Annotated in this window: 24 protein-coding genes; 8 read left to right on the top strand and 16 right to left on the bottom strand. The window is 60.2% G+C overall.

Features of this window, described 5'->3' with window-relative positions; translation table 11 throughout:
- Window positions 1-189 precede the first annotated feature (189 nt).
- Window positions 190-966, bottom strand: a complete 777-nt coding sequence (locus AACZ55_RS09570) for a hypothetical protein (protein ID WP_339645568.1) — start codon at window positions 964-966, stop codon at window positions 190-192.
- Window positions 967-1,341: 375 nt separating this feature from the next.
- Between AACZ55_RS09570 and AACZ55_RS09565 the strand changes: the two genes are divergently transcribed.
- Window positions 1,342-2,493 (top strand): DUF2336 domain-containing protein, encoded by a 1,152-nt coding sequence (locus AACZ55_RS09565; protein ID WP_339645565.1) that lies wholly within the window; start codon window positions 1,342-1,344, stop codon window positions 2,491-2,493.
- On the opposite strand, the gene AACZ55_RS09560 is transcribed toward AACZ55_RS09565, so the two are convergent.
- From AACZ55_RS09560 to AACZ55_RS09550, 3 genes are read right to left on the bottom strand one after another with little or no spacing between them, the layout of a single operon-like run.
- A complete protein-coding gene (locus AACZ55_RS09560) occupies window positions 2,490-2,825 on the bottom strand; it encodes a DUF1491 family protein (protein WP_339645562.1) in 336 nt (111 codons plus the stop codon). The genes AACZ55_RS09565 and AACZ55_RS09560 overlap by 4 nt on opposite strands.
- Window positions 2,826-2,835: 10 nt before the next feature.
- Window positions 2,836-3,807 (bottom strand): peptidoglycan-binding protein, encoded by a 972-nt coding sequence (locus tag AACZ55_RS09555; protein ID WP_339645559.1) that lies wholly within the window; start codon window positions 3,805-3,807, stop codon window positions 2,836-2,838.
- The gene (locus AACZ55_RS09550; RefSeq protein ID WP_339645556.1) at window positions 3,804-5,600 is read right to left on the bottom strand and encodes a PAS domain-containing sensor histidine kinase; all 1,797 of its coding nucleotides are present in this window, start codon (window positions 5,598-5,600) and stop codon (window positions 3,804-3,806) included. Before AACZ55_RS09550 ends, AACZ55_RS09555 begins: the two co-directional genes overlap by 4 nt.
- A 317-nt stretch (window positions 5,601-5,917) precedes the next feature.
- On the opposite strand from AACZ55_RS09550, the gene AACZ55_RS09545 reads away from it, so the two are divergent.
- Window positions 5,918-6,190: a hypothetical protein gene (locus AACZ55_RS09545; protein WP_339645554.1), complete on the top strand. Its 273-nt coding sequence runs from the start codon at window positions 5,918-5,920 to the stop codon at window positions 6,188-6,190.
- Between the two features lie 45 nt (window positions 6,191-6,235).
- The gene (locus tag AACZ55_RS09540; protein ID WP_338607454.1) at window positions 6,236-6,667 is read left to right on the top strand and encodes a SufE family protein; all 432 of its coding nucleotides are present in this window, start codon (window positions 6,236-6,238) and stop codon (window positions 6,665-6,667) included.
- On the opposite strand, the gene AACZ55_RS09535 is transcribed toward AACZ55_RS09540, so the two are convergent.
- The 10 genes from AACZ55_RS09535 to AACZ55_RS09490 all read right to left on the bottom strand — a co-directional run bounded on the left by AACZ55_RS09535 (window position 6,664) and on the right by AACZ55_RS09490 (window position 14,167).
- The gene (locus AACZ55_RS09535; RefSeq protein ID WP_339645551.1) at window positions 6,664-7,140 is read right to left on the bottom strand and encodes a DUF6456 domain-containing protein; all 477 of its coding nucleotides are present in this window, start codon (window positions 7,138-7,140) and stop codon (window positions 6,664-6,666) included. The two genes, AACZ55_RS09540 and AACZ55_RS09535, sit on opposite strands and share 4 nt — an antisense overlap.
- Window positions 7,127-7,534, bottom strand: coding sequence for a helix-turn-helix domain-containing protein (locus AACZ55_RS09530; RefSeq protein WP_339645548.1), 408 nt, complete (start codon window positions 7,532-7,534; stop codon window positions 7,127-7,129). Before AACZ55_RS09530 ends, AACZ55_RS09535 begins: the two co-directional genes overlap by 14 nt.
- A gap of 137 nt (window positions 7,535-7,671) precedes the next feature.
- Window positions 7,672-8,094, bottom strand: a complete 423-nt coding sequence (locus tag AACZ55_RS09525) for a MucR family transcriptional regulator (RefSeq protein WP_338607457.1) — start codon at window positions 8,092-8,094, stop codon at window positions 7,672-7,674.
- 135 nt (window positions 8,095-8,229) lie between these two features.
- Window positions 8,230-8,583, bottom strand: coding sequence for a monovalent cation/H(+) antiporter subunit G (gene mnhG / locus AACZ55_RS09520; RefSeq protein ID WP_338607458.1), 354 nt, complete (start codon window positions 8,581-8,583; stop codon window positions 8,230-8,232).
- Window positions 8,580-8,906 carry a cation:proton antiporter gene (locus AACZ55_RS09515; RefSeq protein ID WP_338607459.1) on the bottom strand — a complete coding sequence of 109 codons (327 nt, stop codon included), beginning with the start codon at window positions 8,904-8,906 and terminating at the stop codon, window positions 8,580-8,582. The genes mnhG and AACZ55_RS09515 overlap by 4 nt, the downstream gene beginning before the upstream one ends.
- Window positions 8,903-9,382: a Na+/H+ antiporter subunit E gene (locus AACZ55_RS09510; RefSeq protein ID WP_339645543.1), complete on the bottom strand. Its 480-nt coding sequence runs from the start codon at window positions 9,380-9,382 to the stop codon at window positions 8,903-8,905. Before AACZ55_RS09510 ends, AACZ55_RS09515 begins: the two co-directional genes overlap by 4 nt.
- Window positions 9,379-10,971, bottom strand: coding sequence for a Na+/H+ antiporter subunit D (locus AACZ55_RS09505; RefSeq protein ID WP_339645540.1), 1,593 nt, complete (start codon window positions 10,969-10,971; stop codon window positions 9,379-9,381). The genes AACZ55_RS09510 and AACZ55_RS09505 overlap by 4 nt, the downstream gene beginning before the upstream one ends.
- 15 nt (window positions 10,972-10,986) lie before the next feature.
- Window positions 10,987-11,364, bottom strand: coding sequence for a Na+/H+ antiporter subunit C (locus tag AACZ55_RS09500; RefSeq protein ID WP_339645537.1), 378 nt, complete (start codon window positions 11,362-11,364; stop codon window positions 10,987-10,989).
- Window positions 11,364-11,795, bottom strand: a complete 432-nt coding sequence (locus AACZ55_RS09495) for a Na+/H+ antiporter subunit B (RefSeq protein ID WP_338607463.1) — start codon at window positions 11,793-11,795, stop codon at window positions 11,364-11,366. Before AACZ55_RS09495 ends, AACZ55_RS09500 begins: the two co-directional genes overlap by 1 nt.
- Window positions 11,792-14,167: a putative monovalent cation/H+ antiporter subunit A gene (locus AACZ55_RS09490; protein ID WP_339645534.1), complete on the bottom strand. Its 2,376-nt coding sequence runs from the start codon at window positions 14,165-14,167 to the stop codon at window positions 11,792-11,794. Before AACZ55_RS09490 ends, AACZ55_RS09495 begins: the two co-directional genes overlap by 4 nt.
- 203 nt (window positions 14,168-14,370) lie before the next feature.
- Between AACZ55_RS09490 and msrB the strand changes: the two genes are divergently transcribed.
- The 4 genes from msrB (at window position 14,371) to AACZ55_RS09470 (ending at window position 18,324) form a co-directional block, all read left to right on the top strand.
- On the top strand, window positions 14,371-14,769 hold the full coding sequence (gene msrB / locus AACZ55_RS09485) for a peptide-methionine (R)-S-oxide reductase MsrB (RefSeq protein ID WP_338607465.1): 399 nt from the start codon (window positions 14,371-14,373) through the stop codon (window positions 14,767-14,769).
- A gap of 45 nt (window positions 14,770-14,814) precedes the next feature.
- Window positions 14,815-16,893 carry a S9 family peptidase gene (locus AACZ55_RS09480; RefSeq protein WP_339645531.1) on the top strand — a complete coding sequence of 693 codons (2,079 nt, stop codon included), beginning with the start codon at window positions 14,815-14,817 and terminating at the stop codon, window positions 16,891-16,893.
- Between the two features lie 122 nt (window positions 16,894-17,015).
- Window positions 17,016-17,615 carry a superoxide dismutase gene (locus tag AACZ55_RS09475; protein ID WP_338607467.1) on the top strand — a complete coding sequence of 200 codons (600 nt, stop codon included), beginning with the start codon at window positions 17,016-17,018 and terminating at the stop codon, window positions 17,613-17,615.
- Between the two features lie 148 nt (window positions 17,616-17,763).
- Window positions 17,764-18,324 carry a response regulator gene (locus AACZ55_RS09470; RefSeq protein ID WP_338607468.1) on the top strand — a complete coding sequence of 187 codons (561 nt, stop codon included), beginning with the start codon at window positions 17,764-17,766 and terminating at the stop codon, window positions 18,322-18,324.
- Here the strand turns inward: AACZ55_RS09470 and AACZ55_RS09465 are convergent.
- Together AACZ55_RS09465 and AACZ55_RS09460 are read right to left on the bottom strand one after the other, a co-directional pair.
- The gene (locus AACZ55_RS09465) at window positions 18,308-18,838 is read right to left on the bottom strand and encodes a hypothetical protein (protein ID WP_338607469.1); all 531 of its coding nucleotides are present in this window, start codon (window positions 18,836-18,838) and stop codon (window positions 18,308-18,310) included. The two genes, AACZ55_RS09470 and AACZ55_RS09465, sit on opposite strands and share 17 nt — an antisense overlap.
- 4 nt (window positions 18,839-18,842) lie before the next feature.
- Complete coding sequence (locus tag AACZ55_RS09460) at window positions 18,843-20,327, bottom strand: helicase HerA-like C-terminal domain-containing protein (protein ID WP_339645528.1); 1,485 nt, start codon at window positions 20,325-20,327, stop codon at window positions 18,843-18,845.
- A gap of 86 nt (window positions 20,328-20,413) precedes the next feature.
- Between AACZ55_RS09460 and AACZ55_RS09455 the strand changes: the two genes are divergently transcribed.
- On the top strand, window positions 20,414-21,784 hold the full coding sequence (locus AACZ55_RS09455; protein ID WP_339645570.1) for a TIGR03808 family TAT-translocated repetitive protein: 1,371 nt from the start codon (window positions 20,414-20,416) through the stop codon (window positions 21,782-21,784).
- Window positions 21,785-22,042: the final 258 nt, after the last annotated feature.

The raw sequence follows: 22,042 nt of genomic DNA, 5'->3' as shown, positions 1-22,042 counted from the left end.
GATCGCTTCATATAAAAACTAAATCATGCGGAGCGCTCATCGCCCCATGCCGTCTACTTCGTGCCGGTGGCACGATCGGAGGTGAGAAGGCCATGAGAGCCAAGCTCGAATGGCAATCATAGTCCGAGGTCATTGGCCGTCGGACGTCTTGGCATGCCTTTCGGCCCCATCAGCCCCGGCACGATAGCGCTATTTCCGCACCAGCGGTTCGGGCGTGAACGGAGCCGTTTCATAACGCGAGGCGATACCGGTATCCTTAAAGACCAACCCCTCCCCACCGGTCAGACAGAAGTCGCCCGCCTGGGCGCGGGCCACGTAAGGCTGCATGCGGGCAAGCTGGGCGTCGACGACGCGGCCTTCTTCATGCGGCGTTTCGACGAGAAGGCGTTCCAGCGCGACAGAATAGGATTGATAGCGGTAGGTCAGCGCCCGGGTGAACCAGTCGATCGTCCGGTCATTTTCCCATTTGCGCGCCGCGACTTGCGCCGCGGCATCGGGCGCGGCGAGCGTCACGTTGGAAACGGCGATGGCGCGCTGACGATCGACCTCGATGACCCGGCAGATAGCGGCAAAGGTCGTGGGTATGGTGGCGATGTCGATACCGATATCGTCGGCGACCTTGCGGTAGCGGACGCGCGAGGACTGATATTGTGTGCTGCGCAGGGACGAATAATAACGGTCCGCGATGAACTGGACGTCGAGGTTGGCGGCGATCCTGGTGCGCTGGAGTTCGACGGCTGTATCGTAAAACCAGTCATGGGCGTGTGGCGCGATGAGAAAACGCCAGACACGATCATGCATCTCGCGTTCCTGATCGGTCTGATTGAAGTTGGAAACCGGCTCGCCATCGGCTGCGGCGCGTGCGTCACCCACCGTTGGCATGATGCGATCGTGGAGCACGCCGGGCGCGGCGCGGCCGAAATCGCCCGTCGGACGGGCGCAGCCGGACAGCAACAAACATGCCACGGCTGCACATGCGCCGCCAAGCAACCAGTCTCTCAAAATCTTCAGCCCTTGCGGGTCCGCCTGATCTTTGGGGCCGGTGCGGGCTTATTCCCGCCGGCCCCGCGCTCATAGCGAACGCCTGTGAACAATATGACCTGCGCGCCTGGTCCTCCGGTCGACACCGGTGCCGAGCGGGCGTCTTTGGGGCTGAATTTTACCAGCATACCCATAATTGGCCTCGTGGTGCGTCCGGTCCTCCGCTTACCCCAGCCGGCACCATGCCGTCCCGGATCCGAACATTACCCATTAAGACTTCGTCAAGGTTAACAGTCCGCTAACGAATCTGCGGCAATAGTGTAGAGCAACAAGAGTGGACCGGGGGATCGAGTCGACCAAATGATCGGCTTTCAGCCATACGAGACGTTTCAGCTGCTGATTGAAACCGGCGGCGTCGAGCGGGCCAACACGCTTCTGGTGGCGGCGTGCGACGCTTATGCGCGACGCAGCAGACCACTGGCAGCAGAGGCCGAGCAGTTCGAGGCACTGGCCAAGCGCTTGTTTCCGACAGCTGCTCCGACAGCGCGCACCAAGGCGGCGGGCATACTGGCGAGCGCGCAACACCTGACGCCGCAGCTTGAAATCCTGGTCTATGACCATCTGGGCACCGGCCTGATCGCTCATATCGAGCGCGCACCGTCGCTTTCCGACGATGTGATGATGCGCCTTATCGAAAAGGGCAATGCGGACGTGATCGCGGCCATTGCCCGGCGCCCTGCCCTGTCCAATGCCATTCTGGCCCGACTGTTCCCGGTCAACAGCCGCAAGGTGTACCGCGCGCTGGCAGCCAACGGATCGATCGCCCCACGGGGCGCCTACCTCAACGCCCTGACCCGCTCAGCGGAGATGGACCACGAGGTCGCTGCGATCCTCGCCAGGCGCGAGGATTTCGACGCGGCGCTTTTGACCGGCGTGTTTTTCGATCTGCCCGAAGAGGGGCGAATCAACGTACTGCGCGCCTATGCGCGCCGCAACCTGCCGCAAGCGCCGATGATGCGGACCTTTGAGCAGATTTCGGTGGCCACCGACGAGTTCACCGGTGCGCTCATGAAGCTGTTCTCGGAAAACCGCCGGCCCAAGATCACCCGCCTTCTCAACCAGATCACCGGTCTGGACGAATTGCGTTGCGCCGAAATCGCCCATGACACGAGCGGCGCTGCGTTGTTCGTGGTGCTGCGGGCCTTCGGGTGCACGTCCTATGACGGGCTCAAAGTGCTCATTCACGCGACCAGCCACGATGCCGACAGGTCCAAGACGCTGGCCAGTTTTGCGCGGCTATTCGATGAGGTGAGCGTTCCGGCCATGGTGTTCATGATGAGCGCCTGGCGCGGTGACGTCAGGCCCGCCGAACTCACACGGCCCGAATATGCCCGTTTTGCCGAGCCCAGTCGGCGGACGCCCGAAGGCAAGCAGGTTGCGCGAACGGGAACCGTGGGCGATCAGGCGATCGAGGCGCTCGACCGGATGAAGTCGACGCGCAAGGCGGGCTAGATCACGTCCAACCCCAGATCATCAGCGCGGCAATCGACAGATAGAACCCAGAGGTCCTGATCGAATTCGATTTCCCGCGCTATGCGGTCCTTGACCGTTAGCGGATCGATACGCTCGAAGCGCTTCTGGAAGACCCGATAGTCAGGAGGCGAATCCATGGTTGCACCGGGGGCTGGCGTAAAGAGCGAAACCGTTCCGTCGAGGTGATCGACCTCTATCCAGATCTGACCTGCCACGGCGTCACCGCGCCGCGAGACGACGCAGAAGTTTCCCATGTCGTTGTGACGGCGCACAAAGGCGGCGCACCAGATGTCGGACCTAAGCTGCTGCATGGAGTCAGCGTTACAGGAAAGCCCCCGCCTCGACCAGCATCTGCCGCAGCACAGGGCTGACCTCGCCGGTCGGTCGGTAATTGTTGAAAATCTGGAACTGGCGGATGGCCCGCGCCGTGGCCTCGTCTGCAACCCCGTTGACCGGTCCCTGCAGGAAGCCAAGACGGCTCAGGCCACGCTGGATGTCGCTGACCAGATCGCCATCGAGCACTGCGGGAACATTGGGCTCCGCGGTTGCTGGCGTGGTCTGGGGAGCAGCAGCGGGCAGGTCACGCGAAATATCGGCCACCGTCTGCCGTTCGACGCTGTCGGCGACTGTGGGGGCCGTTTCCTGCATCTGGGCGAGCAGCGGAGCGATGTCATCGGTCTGCGGGGCTGCAGAGACCGGCGCCGGCTCATTCGCCTGTGAGGTTTGTAGCGGCGCGTCCTTAACGGCCTGGATCACCTGCGGAGTGGCAGCGCCAGTGCGGGGGAGATCAAAGCGGGCCTCGAAATCGCGAATGGCGTCAGCGGTCCTCGGACCGTAATAGCCATCGACCGTTCCATCGAAAAAGCCCATCGCCTTGAGCTTTTCCTGAAGGTCGGCAATGTCCTGATTGCCTATGGCGGGCTCTGCGGGCTCAGGTGCCTCCGGAACGGAAGTCGCAGTCCGCGCGGTGGTCGTCGGCGCTGGTCCGGGTGTAACCGGTTGGGCGGCGGGACGTTCCGGGATTTCCAGCGGCTCGACCACGACCGGCTCGATGGGGGTCCGGGTTGCGGCACCTGCCGACCCCGATACGAACAAGGGGGCTGGGTGGCGCGTGTCCTGAAGGAACAGGGCGTTGGTCGCAGCCATAAGGGTAAGCCCGGAAATCAGCACCAGACCCGTGGAGGCCATGGGTGAACGGGCAAAGCGCGTAAAGCCCCACGAGAGGGCATGACCGACCATGCTGGCGGCGCCAGCGCCGACCGCAAGGGGAATCTGGGCAATACCGGCGTTCATTTTGCTGCGCTTCTTTTTTCGTCTTGGAGCCATTTGTCTTCGTCGCTATCGCGCTTGGTCGCGTAAAGATGTTCGATGGTCGCCGAGCTTTTCCCGGCGCCCAGCGGACCTTCGAAAGGGAGGAGCACACTTATCGTTGTTCCCATACCCTGCTCGGACACCACGTCGAGGCGGCCGCCGTGCAGGCTGACCAGTCCCTTGACGATGGACAGCCCCAGCCCGGTGCCTTCGTAGCGGCGCGAGAGGCTGTCCTGAGCCTGCAGGAACGGTTCGCCGATTCGCTCGACGGTCTCGGGGCGCATGCCGATGCCCGAGTCGCTGACCGATATGGCCAACATCTTGCCTTGCCGGCGCATGGCCAGCGCAACCTTGCCGCCATCATGGCTGAATTTTACAGCATTGGAGAGTAGATTTATCAAAATCTGCCGGCAAGCGCGTTCATCGCCCATGATCTGGGGCAGTTTTTCGGGAATAGAAGATTCTATGGTGACGGCACGGTCGCGGGCCAGATTTTCGACCATCTGCAGGCACGGTTCAACCAATGCCTGGGGTGCAAACAGTTCTGCATGGACCTCGAACTTGCCCGCCTCGATCTTTGACATATCGAGCAGCATGTTGACCACGTCGAGCAGGTGATGCCCGCTGCGACTTATGTGGCCCGCATATTCGGCGTGAGTTGGCGACAGGGTGCCGCCAATCTCTTCGGACATCATGTCGGAGAAGCCGACAATGGCATTGAGCGGGGTCCGCAGTTCGTGACCGATGGTGGCCAGGAAACGCGACTTGGCTTCCGAGGCCTCTTCGGCCTGCTGGCGCGCCGCATCGACCTGCCGTTCGGCATCCTTGCGCACGCTGATATCGCGAAGCACGGCCAGCACGTCACTCAATGAGTCATTCGGGCGCTCGTCGTCCAGTGGCGCAAGTGCGAATTCGACCCAGATATAGCGCGCATTGGCGCCCGGCTCGGTATCATCGCGGCGCAAGCGCAATTCGATAGTGCTTGCGCCAGCACCGTTCGAGGCGTCCGAGATGGCCTTTCGGTAGGCGGGACGGTCCATGACATGGACTCGCTCAAACAGGCCAGCGCCATCAAGCTCAAACGTGCGGCAGCCTAAAAGATTGCCCGCCGAGCGTGAGATAAAGACCGGACCACCGTCTGCGCCGTAGCGGACCACGGCCCCAAGGATGTTTTCAGCCAGGACGGCAAAGGCACGCGTCTGGGACACGGGCGATTCGGCCGAAATAATTTCGAGGCGGGTGGCGGTGATGGCTGCTATGGCGGCAAAAACCGCCAGCGCCAACACTGAGTAAGGCTGCAGCGCTGCGCTTGAGGCGACATGCGACCCCAATACGCCGGCGAGAAGGATTATTGGCGGAATTGCCCAGGCGAGCGAGCGAAAGCGTCCCTTGGCGAGAACCTGAGCGTAGAGCGCGGCCAAAAGCCCGAGAGCCAGGCCCAGATCAACCATGGCCGGATCGCCCGCCGCAAAGAGGGCTCCGATCGAACCGAGCGCCAGGGTGTGAAGCACGATTGCGGGCTCGAAATCGCCACGCAGGAGCAGAGCCCCTGACAGCGCGACAGGGCCGGCAAGGACAGTTGTTGCAATGAGCGGTGCAACATTGCTGCCAAAGAGCATGACGAGGGATAGAGCCATCGCCAGTCCCAAGCCAACCATCATGGCAAGTGTGTTGAGAACCAGAACACGATGCAGGACAGAATTGCGCTGGCCGGACCGGGCCGTGCCGGTCGGGAACTGTGGGGCAATCGTGAAATCCGCAAAGGGGTTACGCATGAAACGCTCAACTTCATATGCCGCGATACGCTGCGGCCTTGCTTCGGGACGACTTCCTTTGGCCGGCACACACTTCCATCCAAGCCCTAAGACACCCTTAAGTGAGACCGGGTTCGGTCGGCCTGGAGCAGAATCGGGTAACGTTCGAGGCAGGTTTCTAGGGGTAGCGTAAACAGAGTCTTGCTTAACGGGTCGCTTTCGAGCCCGATCGCATTCGCTTAAAATTTTACGCGAGTTTGCCAAAAATGCTTCATGCCGGTGCCCTAGGCTAGATCCCGACGCTGTCCATATGTCCCCGGACGACGAGGTTTGGCTCTATGTTTGTTGTTCGCTCTGCCTTCTGGCTTTCTGCCGCCTTTCTCATCATGGCCCCTGGCGCGGGTATGGATGTGGGCGATTCGGCGCGCGCAACCGGCAAACACCTGGCCAACCAGGGCGTTCAGGCCGTCAGCGACACGCTGACACCCTCCGATTGTTTGAGCGTTGAATGCGCAGTGGGGCGTACGGTTCTGGCGCAGATCGCCGTGCCGCAAACGAGCGTAGCCGCCAAAAGCGCCTTCCCCCCTCCCCGCCCCGACTGGGCCTATTGAGGCTCACCCCTTCCAATGGAAGGAATCAGGGACTAAATAGCGGGCATGAATACAACAGCCGCATTTGACGAGATCGCCGACAATCTTTCCTTTCTCGACGACTGGGAGGACCGGTACCGCTACATCATCGAGCTCGGCCAGGGACTGGCGCCGCTTACCGATGATGAGCGCACCGCCACCAATAAGGTGCACGGATGTGCGTCGCAGGTGTGGCTGGTGACCGGAAGCGAAGCGGGCGAGAAAGGAACTGTGCTGACCTTCCGCGGCGATTCGGATGCGATGATCGTTCGCGGGCTGGTGGCCATAGTTCTGGCGCTCTATTCGGGGCGTCCTGCTGCAGATATCGCGACGACCGACGCCCTGCCGATTCTCGATTCCATTGGATTGCGGGAACATCTTTCAACACAGCGCTCCAATGGACTGGCAGCCATGGTGACGCGCCTGCGCGCAGACGCGCAGGCAGCCGTTCAGGTCTAACCGAACTCTGCGGGCCGTGCGCCCACACCCAGCCAGTTTCGGGTGCTTGTTCTCGTTGCGCCAGTGGCGGCCGCAGTCAGGCCAAAGCGGGTAGCCAGGGCGTCGAGGCCGATACGCAGGACCAGCTTGGCGCTGCGTCTGGGCCACCCGCGCTCGCGCTCGATATCCTGCAAACCCTTTTCGTAGCCGCAGACATCAATGACGACCTCCACGCAGTCGCGGGGAATGGCTGTATAGAGCTCTGCAAGCTGCCTCCTGGCATCGAACGCCATATCGCCCATGTCCTGGGCGTGCCCGCTATCAACGCGCGGTCCGTAATTCATTGTGGTCCGGGCGCGCAGCCGGCTACGCTCGAACAGCGTCAACAGGCGCCCCGCGGCCTCCAGGTGATGGGCATTGAGAAAGGCCGGCTCGCCGTTCCGGCTGCGAGCCAATTGCCCCAAGGGCGTCGAGCCAAAATCAGACGCTGGCATGGGCCGTCTCCGGCGGTGTGACCTCGAGCACGCAAGGCTGGCGCCTGGCCGTTTCTATGCGCTCTTCAAGCGCCACGAGCCGGCGGTCGTAATCGCCTCCATCGTCACGCATGTCTTCGACGTGAGCACACGCATAGGCGACCGTGGTGCGATCCCTGCCGAAGAACTGGCCGACCTGGGTCAAGGTCATACCCAAGAGCACATGGCACAAATACATCGCTAACTGCCGCGCGGCCGCCGTGTGCAGGCCCAGCCGTGAGGGGGCGAAAAAGTCGCAATAGCGGACCCCTGTTTCACCGGATACCGTGTGAACGACAAGCTTGCAGTCTTGCCGTTGTGCTGCCGATAACCGATTGCGTTCGAGCCGCGCTGCCGTGGATATCCAAACCGTCATAGGACCACTCTCTCATAAATAGGATATAATTCCTATATCGGAGATAGGGCCTCGCGGGGATAAGTTCAGAAATGGTCTAGGCGCAAAAGAGAAAGGGCCGCAAATGCGGCCCTTTGACTGATAAAGCTATGGACCTGTCAGCCGGCCTTGCGGCCCAATCCGTTGTCCTTCGCCAGCTTGGAGCGTGTGGCAGAGTAGGACGGAGCGACCATCGGATAGTCGGCGGGCAGGCCCCACTTTTCTCGGTACTCTTCCGGCGAAAGGTTGTAGTGGGTGCGCAAGTGCCGCTTGAGCGACTTGAACTTTTTCCCGTCCTCCAGACAGACGATATAATCGGACGTCACCGACTTTCTGACGGGCACAGCCGGCTTTTTCTCTTCGACGGGAGCGGTGGTTTCTTCCGAACCCAGCGACCGAAGCGCGGCGTGAACTTCCGAGATCAATTTCGGCAGGTCGGTCGGGCTGATCGCATTGTGGCTGACATAGGCAGCGACAATCTCAGTACTGTATTCGACAAGGTCAAGCTCGACCCTGTTCTCGGCATTCGCCGGAGCGGTCATCGCAAATCCCTTCTTGCGTATGGAAGCTACTTATTGGGGCGGGCTAATCCCGGGGGAACCCCATAACCTCGCAATTAATGACGTTCTTCTAATTTTGCAACCATTGAACAACAACTTGGCGAAATTTAGAGTGAATCACTCTTTACTTTGCAGTCCGTTGGAATTTTCCAGATCATCGACCACGAAACGCGCAGCCGGGCGATAACCGGCTACATAGGCGGCTCGCGCTAGAAGATGGGCCGAAATAGGGGCCGTCAGCATGAAAAAGATGAAACCAAGCAGGGCGCGCAGGATCACCGAACCGTCGAAGCTGACCAGTGCTATGGCCAGAAGGGTCAGGCCCGAGCCCACCGTTCCGGCCTTGGAGCCCGAATGCATGCGGGTGTAGAGATCGGGCAGTCGAACAATGCCAAGGGCCGCCACGAAGCTGAACAGAGCGCCGACGATCACCATGATGCCGGCGAGATAATAGAGTGCCTCCACAATCATTTCCGGCTCTCCTCAAGATGATCTTCCCGGGCCGCTGCGTCGATCTGCCAGCGCTGGAGAATGAACCTGGCGAACGCGACTGTAGACAAAAACCCAACAAGGCCCAGCGCGATGGCGATATCGAGATAGAGCATGAACCCGGTTCGCAGGGCGATTGCAGCGATATAGCCGATGACCACAGCAACCAGCATATCCAGGCCCAGCACTCGATCGGGCAGGCTGGGACCAACGACAATGCGGTAAATCGTTATCAGCAGAGCCGCTGTGAGAACACCAAGCGAGACGGTGGTGGCCAGATGGAGAAATTCGGGGCCCGCTATCATTCAAACACCTCGATGATCCGTGCTTCGAAACCATTCTTGATCGACGCGATGACATCCTCGCGGTCGTTCATTTCGAGCACGTGGATGTACAAAGTCTTCCGATCGTCGGAGACATCAACGCTCAAGGTGCCCGGCGTGAGGGTAATCAAATTGGCCAGCAGGGTGATCTGGACGTCACTTGTGACCGATAGTGGATAGGCAATAATTCCCGGCGCCAGGCGCTTTTTCATGCCAGGCGATATGACCAGGATAGCAACCCGGGCTGCCGATAGGGCGAGCTCGTAAAAAAACAAGGCAGCAAGCGAAAGGGCACGAACGAACCGGCGCATCATATACGGGCGCTCAACCCGGTCGCGAATGAACAGCACAGCCATCGCACTGATGACGGCGCCGAGCAAAAGGTTGAGCAGGGTGAAGGAGCCGGTGACGGCGGCCCAGACCAGCGCGAGAGTTATAACAAGAAAGGCAAAGCTCATGGCTGGGGCACCTGTGCAAACACGGCGTCGACATAGCGCGTGGGCGAGAGCATATCATGGGCGGCAATGCCCGAGGCAGCGAAAAGCCAATCGGGGAAAAGGCCGAAGACAACAATGACGGCAAAAAGAATTACCGTCGGCACCAGTCCCATCCCCACCTCACGAGCGGACAAGGGACGCAAATCCTCATTGGCCTGCTCGGAACGCTCCCCCTCTTGGCCATTGCGCCAGAAAATATAGGCCCAGAGACGGCTCGCGGCGATCAGGGTGAGGAAGGAATTGAACAGCACCGCAAAAACGAGCCACCAATTGGCGGCGCGGATGCCACCCTCCACCAGCAGGATCTTGGGCCAGATGCCAAGGAAGGGCGGCAGTCCGGAAATGGCGAACACCATGATGACAAAGAGAACCGACATGGGAGCGCTGGCGCCATAGATGCCGCCCATCTTGCGGATGTCGCTGGTGCCACTCATACGCTCGATCAACCCGGCCAGAAGGTAGAAGGCCGTGATCGTGAGCATGGAATGGAAGGCGTAAAACACTGCTCCCCCGATTCCGTGCGTGGTGCCCAATGCGAACCCAGCGAAAATCGCACCGATGCCGCCGATAACCAGAAAGCCCACGGCGCGGCGCAGATTGGTCTGCGCGATGGCGCCCAGCGGGCCCAGAATGAGCGTAGCGAACGCAACGACCGCAATGACCGTCTGGATTTGTGCATAGCCTTCAGGCAGCGCCATGGTGAGAACACGGATCGCGGCATAGGCGCCGACCTTGGTGAGCAGGCCACCGAAAATGGCCGACACGGAAACGGCGGGCGTATGGTAAGAGGCCGGCAGCCAGGCATTGGCAGGAAAGGCAGCGGCTTTCACCCCAAAGGCGAAAAGAAACAGCACAGAGACCGTGACAAGCGGGCCGATTGGCAGATCGGCGCCCTTTGCCACGAGATCGGCGAAATTGAGCGTGCCCGTCAAGCCGTAGAGATAGGCGATGGCTACAAGAAAGAAGGTCGTCGCGAGGAAATTGAGAAAGCCGTATTTTATGGCACCATCGAGCTGGAGCTTGCGGCCCCCGAGGATCATCATGCCGAACGAGGCGATCAGCATGACTTCAAACCACACGTAGAGGTTGAAGATATCACCGGTCAAAAACGAGCCACTGACGCCACACAACAGCAGCAGCAGCATGGGGTAAAAGCCAAAACGATGACCACGGTCAGTCAACTCGATCTGAGCATAAAAGGCGACGATGAGTGCAGCGATGGATGCGGCGAGCGAGAAGATGGCGCTCGTCATATCGGCGGCAAACGTTATGCCGAAAGGCGGCAGCCACTTGCCCATGGTCATGGCGATGGGGCCGGTCTCGAAGACGCGAAGCAGCAGATAAATATTCGAAACCATGATCGCCAGGATCACCGCAACAGCGAAGGCAAGCTGCATGTGACGCTGGTTGCGCAGCATGACAAGCAGGCCCGCGCCAAGGAGTGCCAGCGCCACCGGCCACACGACGATCCAGTCGGCGGCAGGCGTTGCCACATCGATCATGGCCGTGGGCAGCTCGAGAGACTCGTATGATGTACCGGCAGTCGCCATTATTGTGTGTGTTCCCTAGTAACTCAGGGGAGGCCGAGGCGCAGTTTCAGGCTCGGCGACGCGCATGTTGTCGGTGTTGTCGGCATCGAGTTCCTGATAAGCCCGATAGCCCAGGACCAGCAGAAACGAAAACAGGGCAAAACCGATAACGATGGCCGTCAGGATCAGCGCCTGTGGAAGCGGATTGGCCGAGCCTTCAAGCGGGAAATATTCCCCCGCCGGTACGATGGGTGGAACTTCGGCGGTCAGCCGGCCGATGGTGAAGATAAGGAGATTGACGCCATTGCCCAGGATCGCAACGCCCAGAAGCATGCGAATGATCGCCTTGGACAAGAGAAGATAGGCGGCGGCGGAAAAGAACAGGCCGATCAGCCCGGCAAGCGCGACTTCCATCAGTCATCCTCCTCTTCGCCTTCTTCGCCCTCGAGCGACAGGGCAATTGTGCCCACGGCACCCACGACGACGGCATAGACCCCGATATCGAAGATCAGCGGGGTGGACAAAGCAATTTCGGTACCCTCGAACTCGAAAATCCACCATAGGCCGGTCAGAAATGGCACCTCGGCAGCAAGCGAGATGAACCCGGCAATGGCGGCGAGAACGACGCCCAGACCCGCCAGGACAATGGGATGAACCCGCAGCGCCCGGCGGCACGCATCGACGCCGGCGGCGATGCCATAGATTGCGAGACCGGACGCGCCGATCAGCCCGCCGATAAAGCCCCCGCCCGGCTCATTGTGGCCGCGCAGCAAGACGAAGATCGAAAACACCAGCATGAGCGCAGTCAGCACAGGTGCTGCAGTTTTGAAGATGACGGTATTCATCGTGCACTCCCGATCCTGCGGGCACGGCCCGCTCTGGCGCCCCGCGTTCCGCTCGTCGAAGCCCGAAGCCGGATAAGGGCCAGGATGGCGAGACCGGCGGCCATGACCACCGAAATCTCACCCAGGGTATCAATGGCGCGATAGTCGACGAGAATGACGTTGACGATATTGCGGCCATGGGCAATCGGCGTGCTGGTGGCGCGGAACAACTCGGTCAGCGACAGATCGAGATCGGTCTGAAGCACGACCAGCAGCAGAATGGCGATGCCAAGGCCGACGGCAAGGGCAACAACACCATCGCGAATGGCCGTTTCAAGGTCACGGCTGTCGGCCTCATCGAGATGCAGCCGGGTCATGACGAGCGCAAGGATGATTACGGTCAGAGTTTCGACCATGAACTGAGTGAAGCTCAGATCGGGGGCACCAAAGAGCATGAAGATGACGGCCACTGCGAAACCCTGGATACCGAGCGCAACGATGGCGGTCAGGCGGGTCCGGGCGATGAGCACCGCAATGAGCCCGATGGCGGCGATGCCGATGGCGCCCCACTCGTAGAAGTTGAGCACGGGCCAGGCGGGAAGCGGTGGCAGGCTGTCTGTGATGAGCAAGGGCGCAAAGATGCCTACGGCCAGCACCGTGAACATCAGCAGCAGATACCATTCGAGGCGACCATGATGAAGGACGCGCGTAATACGATCGGAGAGCCGGAAGAGTCCGAACATGCACGCATCAAAGCCGATATCAAAGGTCCAGCCAATGGCTTCGCCGGTGCGCCGCAATGTGGAGCGAACAGCATCGACTTTCCATAACAGAACGCCGCCCAGCGCCCATGTGGCTATGGAAGCCCATACGGCGGGGTTGGTGAGATCAAAGGCGAGGTGGATATGGGCATCGACCGCGGAATTGTAGATGGATCCCCCTGCCGGATCGAGCACGACATGGTTGATCCAGTCGGTGAACAGGCCCGCGCAAATACCCAGAACACCCAGAGTAACAGGGCCGGAATAAAGGCTCAACGGCCCCTCGTGGGGCGCGTGCGGTGTTGGACGCAGATCACCCAGGAAGGGCTTAAAGGCGATCATCAGGCCCACCACCATCATCAGGGCATTGCCCACGATGAGCACGGCGAGGAACAACAGGTCGGGCCACAGACCCGAAGTTAATGCCAGATACATCTCCTCTTTGGCCAGAAACCCGATGGCAATGGGAAAGCCTGCCATGGAAAAGCCGGCGAGAAGGGCCGCAATAAAGGTGATCGGCATGGCTTCGCGCAACCCGCCGAGCACTGTGATGTCGCGTGTGCCAGTGCCGTGGTCGATCGTGCCGGCGATCATGAACAGCGCACCCTTGAACAGGGAGTGAGCGCAAAGATAGAGCAGCGCGCCGAGAATGGCTTCCTTGGTGCCCACGCCGATAAGCATGACGAGAAGGCCGAGCGAACCAAGGGTGGTATAGGCCAGCATCTGCTTGAGATCGGTCTGGCGCACGGCCAGAGCACTGCCCATCAAAAGAGTTGCGCCGCCGAACAGGGTCAGAATCCAGAACCAGGGTTCGGTATCACCCAGAATGGGGGTCATGCGGGCCAACAGATAGACGCCGGCCTTCACCATGGTGGCCGAATGCAGATAGGCTGAAACCGGGGTCGGCGCTTCCATGGCGTTGGGGAGCCAGAAGTGCAGCGGAACCTGAGCTGATTTTGCGAAAGCCCCGGACACAACCAGCAGCATGGCAATGAGGTAAAGCCCGCTCTCCTGCGCCGCACCGGCCGTCGTCAGCATACCTGTTAGAGAATTCTGGCCGGTGATCAGGGTCAGAAGAATGAGACCCGCCAGCAGCGCGAGCCCGCCGCCGCCGGTGACGACCAGCGCCTGGATGGCAGCCCGGCGCGCGGCCTGACGGGAGTGGTCAAAGCCGATCAGCAGGAAAGAGGTAATCGAGGTCAATTCCCAGAAGACGAACAGGGTAAAGACGTTGTCGGCGAGGACCAGACCGAGCATGGACCCCATGAACATCAGGATGTAGGAGAAAAACCGGCCTTGATGGGGATGACCGGCCAGATAGCCGCCGGAATAGATGACGATAAACGTGCCAATGCCCGAGATCAGCAGCCCGAAAACGAGACTCAACCCATCAACGAAGAAGGAAAAGGAAATTCCGTAGGCCGGTATCCAGTCGAGGCCGACGCGAATGACTGAAAAATCGGCAATCGGACCGATAAAGGAAATGAAGGTCGCGAAAATGGCGGCGGGAACGATGGCCAGTATCCAGCCAGATGATGGCCCGGCAAAGGTCTTGATCCACGGAGCGAACACAGCCGCTACAAAGGGAGCGACCGCAATCAGCGCGACAATCACATCAAGACCTGGTCCCAAGCGAGCCCCCGAACTTCATTTCACTGTCCAATCGCTGCCGGAGGCAGCCGAAAAGAATCAATCGCGCAAACAGTACGCATCCCTGTCGCAAGCTCAACCAAAACCGGTTGATTGGAACGCAATATTGACCCCAGCAGTTGTGATAACCACATTGCTCTCAGCTGATACATGTCTGAGTGCACAGCTGGCAGGAGTGGCGCAAGATGAACGACATGCAAAAGATATCCAATAGCGAATGGCGCGATAAATTGACGCCCGAACAGTATCATGTGACGCGCGAACACGGCACCGAACGTGCTTTTTCTCATGCCTACAATGTGGAAAAACGGGCGGGCGTTTATCATTGCGTGTGTTGCGACGTGCCGCTTTTCACGTCCGATACCAAGTATGATTCCGGGTCGGGCTGGCCGAGCTTTTTCCAGCCGGTTTCCGAGGATGCGATCAAGGAGATCGATGATAGGAGCCATTTCATGCGGCGCACGGAAATCCGCTGCGCCAATTGCGATGCGCATCTCGGTCATGTCTTTCCCGACGGTCCTGCTCCGACGGGTTTGCGCTATTGCACCAATGGGCTTGCGCTGAACTTCATCCCCGACGAATAGTGACGACGTTTTAAGATCATATTTTTTGACTTTCAGGGATAGACCATGACCGACATCGCGCCACCCGTTGCCGCGCAACACCCCCATTCGGACACGCGGCATGGAGTGACTCGTAACGATCCGTATACCTGGTTGCGGGCCGACAATTGGCGCGAAGTGATGGCCGACCCTGGCGTGCTGCCAGACGATATCCGCTCCTATCTTGAGGCTGAAAATGCCTGGTACGAAAGCGGTTTCGGAAAGCCGACCGAGCCATTGCGCGAAACGATCTATTCGGAAATCCGTGGACGGATCAAAGAGGATGACAGTTCCGTGCCCTCGCCCGACGGTCCGTTTGCTTATGCTTCGCGAACGCGTGAAGGCGATCAGTATCCACTGATGGTGCGCACACCGCGCGACGGGGGCACCGAGACAGTATTGCTCGACTGCAACGCCGAAGCGGGGGAAGGCTATTTCGGGTTCGGTGGCGCTGAACATTCGCACTGCCACACGATGATAGCCTGGGCTGCAGACCGGAACGGGTCTGAATACTACACGATATTTATTCGCGACCTCGACACGGGCAAGGACCGTGACGAGCGGATTGAAAAGTCCGGTAGCGGCGCTGTCTGGGCCAGTGATTCATCACGGTTCTACTATGTCGAACTCGATGAGAACCACAGGCCCTTCAGAGTGCGCGAGCATATGCTGGGAACAAGCCAAGCCGATGATGCTATCGTTTACGAAGAAAAGGACGCGGGCTTTTTCGTCGGTGTGGGGATGACCCAATCGCGGCGTTACCTCACCATTTCCGCGCACGACCATCAGACCTCGGAAGTCTGGCTGATCGATGCGGAAAATGGCGGCGCGCCCTTCTGTGTGGAAAAGCGGCACGAGAATACCGAATATTCTCTCGAAGAACGGGACGGCACGCTTTACATCCTGACCAATGACGACGAAGCCGAAGATTTCAAGATCGTTACGGCTCCAGTCGATGCTCCGGGTGTGGACAATTGGGCCGATCTGGTGCCGCACGAGGCGGGACGACTGATTCTCGACGTTGAAGTTATCGCCAACCATCTGATCCGGCTCGAGCGTAAGGATGGCCTGCCACGGATCGTGGTGCGCGATCTGCGCGATGGGAGTGAACAGACAATTTCGTTTCCCGAGGAAGCCTATTCGTTGGGGCTGATTTCCGGCCACGAGTTCGATACAGCAACCCTCCGGTTTTCCTATTCCTCGCCCACCACGCCGGCGCAGATTTTCGACCTCGATTTGGCGACTGGTGAGCGGGTGCTGCGCAAGCAGCAGCAAGTGCCTTCGGGGCACGATCCTGCCCTCTATGAAACACGCCGGTTGTTTGCCAAAGCGCCGGACGGCGAGGATGTGCCGGTGACCTTGCTTTATCGCAAGGGCCTCAAGCTCGACGGCAGCGCCCCTACCCTGCTCTATGGATATGGCGCTTACGGTCATTCCATCCCGGCGGGGTTTTCGGTTTCGGTGTTTTCGCTTGTCGACCGTGGATTTGTCTATGCAATTGCCCATATACGCGGCGGGATGGACAAGGGATATCGCTGGTACAAGAATGGGCGGGCGGCCTACAAAACCAACACGTTTTCCGACTTCATCGCCGCTGCGGAAATGCTGATCGAAAAGGGCTACTCGTCCGAGGGCAGGATCGTGGCCGAAGGCGGGTCGGCCGGCGGCATGCTGATGGGCGCAGTCGCCAATATGCGGCCCGAATTGTGGGCCGGTGTCATGGCGATCGTGCCGTTCGTGGACGTGCTGAACACCATGCTGGACGATACTCTGCCGCTCACCCCACCCGAATGGCCTGAATGGGGCAACCCGATTACCTCGGAAGACGATTACAGGCGGATCGCCGCCTATTCACCCTATGACAATGTCGATGCCAAAGCCTATCCGCCGATCCTGGCGCTGGCGGGGCTGACGGATCCGCGCGTCACCTATTGGGAACCGGCAAAATGGGTGGCGAAACTGCGTGCAACCAAGACCGACGAGAACGCATTGTACCTGCGCACCAACATGGACGCCGGACACGGTGGAGCTTCCGGACGCTTTGAACGCATCAAAGAAACAGCGATTACATATGCCTTTGCGCTCAAATGCGTCCAATTGGCATAAGTTTTCCCGTCCAGCCGTTGCGCCGGTGTCATGGCGGCGGTATATAAGAAGCATTAGCTTGGTAAATTCGCGACCAATTTATCGAGCGAGAGATTTTCAGAACCTTATAAGGAGGCCCTCCGATGAGCTTTTCACTCCCAGACCTGCCCTATTCCTATGATGCGCTCGGCCCGTACATGTCGGCTGAAACGCTTGAGTTTCATCATGACAAGCACCATCAGGCCTACGTGACCAACGGCAGCAAGCTGCTCGAAGGTTCAGGCCTTGAGGGCAAGAGCCTCGAAGATATCGTCAAGGAAAGCTTCGGCAAGAACCAGCCCCTGTTCAACAATGCCGGCCAGCATTTCAATCACATTCATTTCTGGAAGTGGATGAAGCCCAATGGCGGCGGCAAATCCCTGCCCGGCAAGCTGCAGGCGGCCGTCGATTCCGACCTTGGCGGGTTCGACAAGTTCCGCGATGATTTCCTCGCCGCTGGCGCCGGTCAGTTCGGTTCGGGCTGGGCTTGGCTGACCCTCAAGGACGGCAAGCTCGAAGTGACCAAGACCCCCAACGGGGAAAACCCCCTGGTGCACGGCGGCACGCCGCTGCTGGGTGTGGATGTGTGGGAACACTCCTATTACATCGACTACCGCAACGCGCGCCCGAAATATCTCGAAGCCTGGTTCGACAATCTTGTGAACTGGGACTACGTGGCCGAGCTGCACGAAGCCGCCTCCTGAATTACCCCATTGCATCAACGATATATGGCCCGTCTGTCCACAGGCGGGCCATATGCTTTAAGGTTACTGGAATTGGCACCTTCCGGCTGCACGATGGGCGTGTTAAGGCTTGGGTAACCATTGATATTTCATGCCAAGCGAGCCTCCCGTGTTGCCTGTTCCGACCATTGCCGTTCTTTCCAACAGCCCGGCGCTGGCATCGGTTCTGGGAGCGACATTGCGGAGGGGGCATGGCTGGCGCGTGCGCGAATTTTGCGACCACCGGGCGCTGAGCGACTACATGCGCATCGCGCCGCTGGCGCTGCTGGTAACCGATTACGACCTCGACCGGGTGACGGCGGCGGACGTGGCGCTTTCGATCCGCAACGGCGATGATCTTGCGTCCCGACATGTCCAGATTATTGCCCTGAGCCGGACCGTGGATAGCGAGATGAGGCGGCGATGTGTGCAGGCGGGCATTGACGAAGTCATCGTCAAACCCATGAGCCCTGTGTATCTCGAAGAGCGGATTGCCGCGCGGCTGGCCAACGGAACCGGTGGGTATGTGAGCGCCGAGCCCTATTATGTGGGGCCGGACCGGCGAAACCGGATTGCGTTGGACGACACACGGGTCATTCCTGTCGAGCGGCGCGGCGAAAACATCGTCTCGTTTCTCGCCCACAAGGCGATGCGCGAACAGCGCCCGGATTCATCTAGACCAGACGCGTAAGCCTGTTCCACAGATCATCGAAAGTCTCCGATATCTGAATCAGGCCATCGATATTGCCGCGACCGACGGAGGCGACGTCGCCGGCAAAGCCTTTCACGACTTCATAGGCTCTGCCCTGATTGAGCAGGCCGACAGGGCGGTCGCTTTGAGCACCGCCCGCGGCGACCCAGGCCGAATAGAGGGCGGCGACCGTATCGATGCCGCCCGGCAAGCCGATCAATGCCTGACTGGCCCTCACCATACGGGCTGCAGCGGCCGATTCGGTGTCCTCGGAAACGATCTCGACCCCCTGCGGCACGTCGAGACGACGGGTGATGGGACCGGTGGCGACTGTGACGTGGCCACCGCCAGCCAGCGCCGATTCAATCAGGGTTCGCGGCCATTGGCCATTGCGGGCGATGCAATGGAGATGCGCACCATTGCGCGCGATGGTGGCGCCGGCCTGACGGTAGAGCGCCTGGTGAGCGGTCAGCCCAGTATCGGCGAATATGGCAACGGCGCTGAGCTTTGCCATATCGCTAGCGCCCCCTGGTAAGCGTGCCGAGCACACTGCGCACAAAGGAATCCCCGGCGCGGCGGGCGACGGTGCGGGCAAAGCTGGTCAGCGCGGCTTCCATCGGGGTTTGCCGGGTGGAACGGCGCGCCGCAGGCTTGGACCGGGCCTGTTCGATCTTTTCGAGTTCGGATTCACGAGCCGCAATCTCGGCCTCGCGCAGCGCCTGGGCGGCGCGGGCGTCGAGAAGCTCATAGGCCGACTCGCGATCGATTACGGCGTCGTAAAGCCCGGAAACCGGGCTCCCGGCGATGACAGTGGCTCGCTCTTCTGGCGTGATCGGGGCCATGCGGGAGGATGGCGGACGGATCATGGTGCGACCGACCACCGAGGGAATGCCTTTTTCTTCCAGCACGGAGACCAGCGCCTCGCCCGTACCGAGTTGGGTGATGACTTCGGCGGTGTCGAAATCGGGATTGGGCCTGAAGGTTTCGGCGGCGATCCTGACGGCCTTTTGTTCCCTGGGGGTATAGGCGCGCAGGGCGTGCTGGATGCGGTTGCCGAGTTGGGCGAGGACGCCTTCGGGTACATCGGCGGGATTTTGCGTTACAAAATAAACACCTACGCCTTTCGAGCGCACCAATTTCACGACCTGCTCGATCTTGTCGAGCAGCACTTTTGGCGCCTCATCGAACAAAAGGTGCGCTTCGTCGAAAAAGAACACCAGTTTGGGCTTATCGGGATTGCCCACTTCGGGAAGTTGCTCGAACAGTTCCGATAACAGCCAGAGCAGGAACATAGCATAGAGCCGAGGAGCGCGCATAAGTTCGTCGGCGGCGAGGATCGAGATGAAGCCGCGGCCTTGGGTGTCGGTGCGCATGAGGTCGGAAATTTTCAGCGCCGGCTCGCCGAAAAAGTTCTCGGCGCCCTGCTGTTCGAGGACGAGCAGCGCGCGCTGGATGGCGCCGACAGAAGCTGTGGAGATGTTGCCGTAGTGGGCGGAGAGTTCGGCCCGGCGCTCGGCGACGTGGCCGAGAAGTGAACGCAAGTCCTTGAAATCAAGGAGCAAAAGACCTTCCTCGTCGGCCAGTTTGAAGGTGGCGTTCAAGATGCCTTCCTGAGTGGCGTTGAGGTCGAGCATGCGCGAGAGCAACAGCGGTCCCATCTCGGAAACCGTGGTGCGGATCGGGTGTCCCTGGCGGCCGAACAGGTCCCAGAAGATGGTTGGGAAAGCCTCGTAGGCATAGTCGGAAAAGCCGATCTTTTCGGCGCGTTCGGCAAGGAAGTCCTTGGGCTCGCCCGGCTTTGAAAGTCCTGCCACATCGCCCTTGATGTCGGCGCAGAAAACCGGGACCCCGGCGCGGGAGAAGCCTTCGGCAAGTATTTGCAGGGTAACGGTTTTTCCCGTTCCCGTTGCGCCGGTGATGAGGCCGTGGCGGTTGCCGAAACCGAGATGGAGGTATTCGGGCCGGGCGCTGGTTCCGAGATAAACGGCGTCGTCGACGAGCATGGGCGGGGTCCGATTCAACAGCAGGACCCAATCTATAGCGGGGTGCAAGCGCGCACCGCAAGGATTCACTATTGCGCGTAAAAAGTATGGAGTTGAGTGAAATTTACCCGTTAGTTGCCGGAATCGGAGGAAATATGAAAATCGACCGTCGCAGATTTCTCGCAGCTTCACTTATCCCCGCGCTATGCACCCCGTTTATGATGCGGGCAGCCTTTGGTCAGGCGGTGACGCCATGGCCGGACGCAGCGACGGACATGACCGAAATGTTGCAGGCCGCTATCGATAGCGCGCGCGACACCGGGCATCTGGCGCTACCGGCCGGGCGCTTTTCGACGCGGGGCTTGCGCCTGCCCTCGGGGTTCATGCTGTCGGGCGTGCCCGGCTCGACCGAGCTGGTGCATCTGGGCAGCGATCCCCTGCTGGGCGCCGAGGGCGAAGCCAACATCGTTCTGGCCGGGCTGTCGATCGACGGCAGCGGTGCGGGCGGCGAGATGTGGCATGGCGGACTTGTCCATTTTGCCGATTGCGCGAACGTGACGATCCGCGACTGCGAGGTTTCCAATACGGCACTCAACGGCATTACGCTGATGGGATCGTCGGGGCGGGTTGAAAATTGCCGGGTGAGCGGCAGCGCCTATACCGGGCTGTTCATCTACGACGGGACGGGCGTCTCGATTGACGGCAACACCATAACCGAGTGCGGCAATGGCGGGGTCAGGGTGTGGCGCGGCGAAGCGGGGGCTGACGGGACAATCATTTCGGGCAACCGGATCTCCGGAATCGACTGGACAGATGGCGGCAATGGGCAGAACGGAAACGGGATCAACATTTTCCGGGCCGATGAGGTGATCGTTTCGGGCAACCATATCTCCGAGTGCGCCTTCTCGGCGATCCGCCTCAACGCCACCAACAACACCCAGATCACCGGCAACACATGCCTTGGCAGTGGGGAGGTGGCGATCTTTTCGGAATTTTCGTTCACCGGCTCGGTGATCGCCAACAACATCATCGATGGGGCGGCTGCGGGCATTTCGATGACCAATTTCAACGACGGCGGACGGCTGGCGGTGTGCACGGGCAATATCGTGCGCAATCTTTATCAGGCGTCCGAGACCAATCCCGACCTCGATACGCCCTATGGGATTGCAGCGGAGGCCGATGCCATCATTTCCGACAATGTGATCGAAAACGTACCGGGGACCGGCATAACCGCAGGTTGGGGACCGTATCTGCGCGATGTGACGATCAGCGGCAATTTGGTGCGCGATATCGATACCGGCATCGTGGTGAGCGTGGCTGAGGGTGCGGGCGCTGCGAGCGTTACGGGAAACACGATCATCGGAGCGCGACAGAACGGCATTGTCGGCAGTGCGTGGTGGGATTTGATCTCCAGCGATCTGGCGCAGGAGACGGAGCGGTTTCCGCAGGTTTTGGTCGAGGGGAACCGGGTTTCCTGACGGCACGGCCGGTGCGAGAGGCTTGAGCGCTGCCGGTTACCGGGTCCCGGGTCTTCGCCCGGGATGACGGTGGGGGCGTGGTGGGCGTTGGCTCAGAGTTTGAGACGCGCGGCCTCGGTGGCTTCGATATAGCCGATTTCGTGGCCGGCCCAGTTGCGCTGGTGCTGGCGGGCGCGCGATTGCAGGACTTTTGCCTGTTCGGGCGTTGGGCTGGAAATTTCGAGCAGGAGGGCGGCGGCCATGGCGGTTGCGGCGGGG

Source organism: uncultured Pelagibacterium sp., from assembly GCF_963972885.1.
In the GTDB taxonomy this organism is placed as follows: domain Bacteria; phylum Pseudomonadota; class Alphaproteobacteria; order Rhizobiales; family Devosiaceae; genus Pelagibacterium; species Pelagibacterium nitratireducens.
This window is presented reverse-complemented; position numbering and strand designations above follow the sequence as displayed.

Bases quoted from the DNA above. Each gene is read 5' to 3' on its own strand.
- AACZ55_RS09565 (WP_339645565.1), top strand. From the start codon at position 1,342: ATGATCGGCTTTCAGCCATACGAGACGTTTCAGCTGCTGATTGAAACC.
- AACZ55_RS09560 (WP_339645562.1), bottom strand. From the start codon at position 2,825: ATGCAGCAGCTTAGGTCCGACATCTGGTGCGCCGCCTTTGTGCGCCGT.
- AACZ55_RS09555 (WP_339645559.1), bottom strand. From the start codon at position 3,807: ATGAACGCCGGTATTGCCCAGATTCCCCTTGCGGTCGGCGCTGGCGCC.
- AACZ55_RS09550 (WP_339645556.1), bottom strand. From the start codon at position 5,600: ATGCGTAACCCCTTTGCGGATTTCACGATTGCCCCACAGTTCCCGACC.
- AACZ55_RS09545 (WP_339645554.1), top strand. From the start codon at position 5,918: ATGTTTGTTGTTCGCTCTGCCTTCTGGCTTTCTGCCGCCTTTCTCATC.
- AACZ55_RS09540 (WP_338607454.1), top strand. From the start codon at position 6,236: ATGAATACAACAGCCGCATTTGACGAGATCGCCGACAATCTTTCCTTT.
- AACZ55_RS09535 (WP_339645551.1), bottom strand. From the start codon at position 7,140: ATGCCAGCGTCTGATTTTGGCTCGACGCCCTTGGGGCAATTGGCTCGC.
- AACZ55_RS09530 (WP_339645548.1), bottom strand. From the start codon at position 7,534: ATGACGGTTTGGATATCCACGGCAGCGCGGCTCGAACGCAATCGGTTA.
- AACZ55_RS09525 (WP_338607457.1), bottom strand. From the start codon at position 8,094: ATGACCGCTCCGGCGAATGCCGAGAACAGGGTCGAGCTTGACCTTGTC.
- mnhG (WP_338607458.1), bottom strand. From the start codon at position 8,583: ATGATTGTGGAGGCACTCTATTATCTCGCCGGCATCATGGTGATCGTC.
- AACZ55_RS09515 (WP_338607459.1), bottom strand. From the start codon at position 8,906: ATGATAGCGGGCCCCGAATTTCTCCATCTGGCCACCACCGTCTCGCTT.
- AACZ55_RS09510 (WP_339645543.1), bottom strand. From the start codon at position 9,382: ATGAGCTTTGCCTTTCTTGTTATAACTCTCGCGCTGGTCTGGGCCGCC.
- AACZ55_RS09505 (WP_339645540.1), bottom strand. From the start codon at position 10,971: ATGGCGACTGCCGGTACATCATACGAGTCTCTCGAGCTGCCCACGGCC.
- AACZ55_RS09500 (WP_339645537.1), bottom strand. From the start codon at position 11,364: ATGGAAGTCGCGCTTGCCGGGCTGATCGGCCTGTTCTTTTCCGCCGCC.
- AACZ55_RS09495 (WP_338607463.1), bottom strand. From the start codon at position 11,795: ATGAATACCGTCATCTTCAAAACTGCAGCACCTGTGCTGACTGCGCTC.
- msrB (WP_338607465.1), top strand. From the start codon at position 14,371: ATGAACGACATGCAAAAGATATCCAATAGCGAATGGCGCGATAAATTG.
- AACZ55_RS09480 (WP_339645531.1), top strand. From the start codon at position 14,815: ATGACCGACATCGCGCCACCCGTTGCCGCGCAACACCCCCATTCGGAC.
- AACZ55_RS09475 (WP_338607467.1), top strand. From the start codon at position 17,016: ATGAGCTTTTCACTCCCAGACCTGCCCTATTCCTATGATGCGCTCGGC.
- AACZ55_RS09465 (WP_338607469.1), bottom strand. From the start codon at position 18,838: ATGGCAAAGCTCAGCGCCGTTGCCATATTCGCCGATACTGGGCTGACC.
- AACZ55_RS09460 (WP_339645528.1), bottom strand. From the start codon at position 20,327: ATGCTCGTCGACGACGCCGTTTATCTCGGAACCAGCGCCCGGCCCGAA.
- AACZ55_RS09455 (WP_339645570.1), top strand. From the start codon at position 20,414: ATGGAGTTGAGTGAAATTTACCCGTTAGTTGCCGGAATCGGAGGAAAT.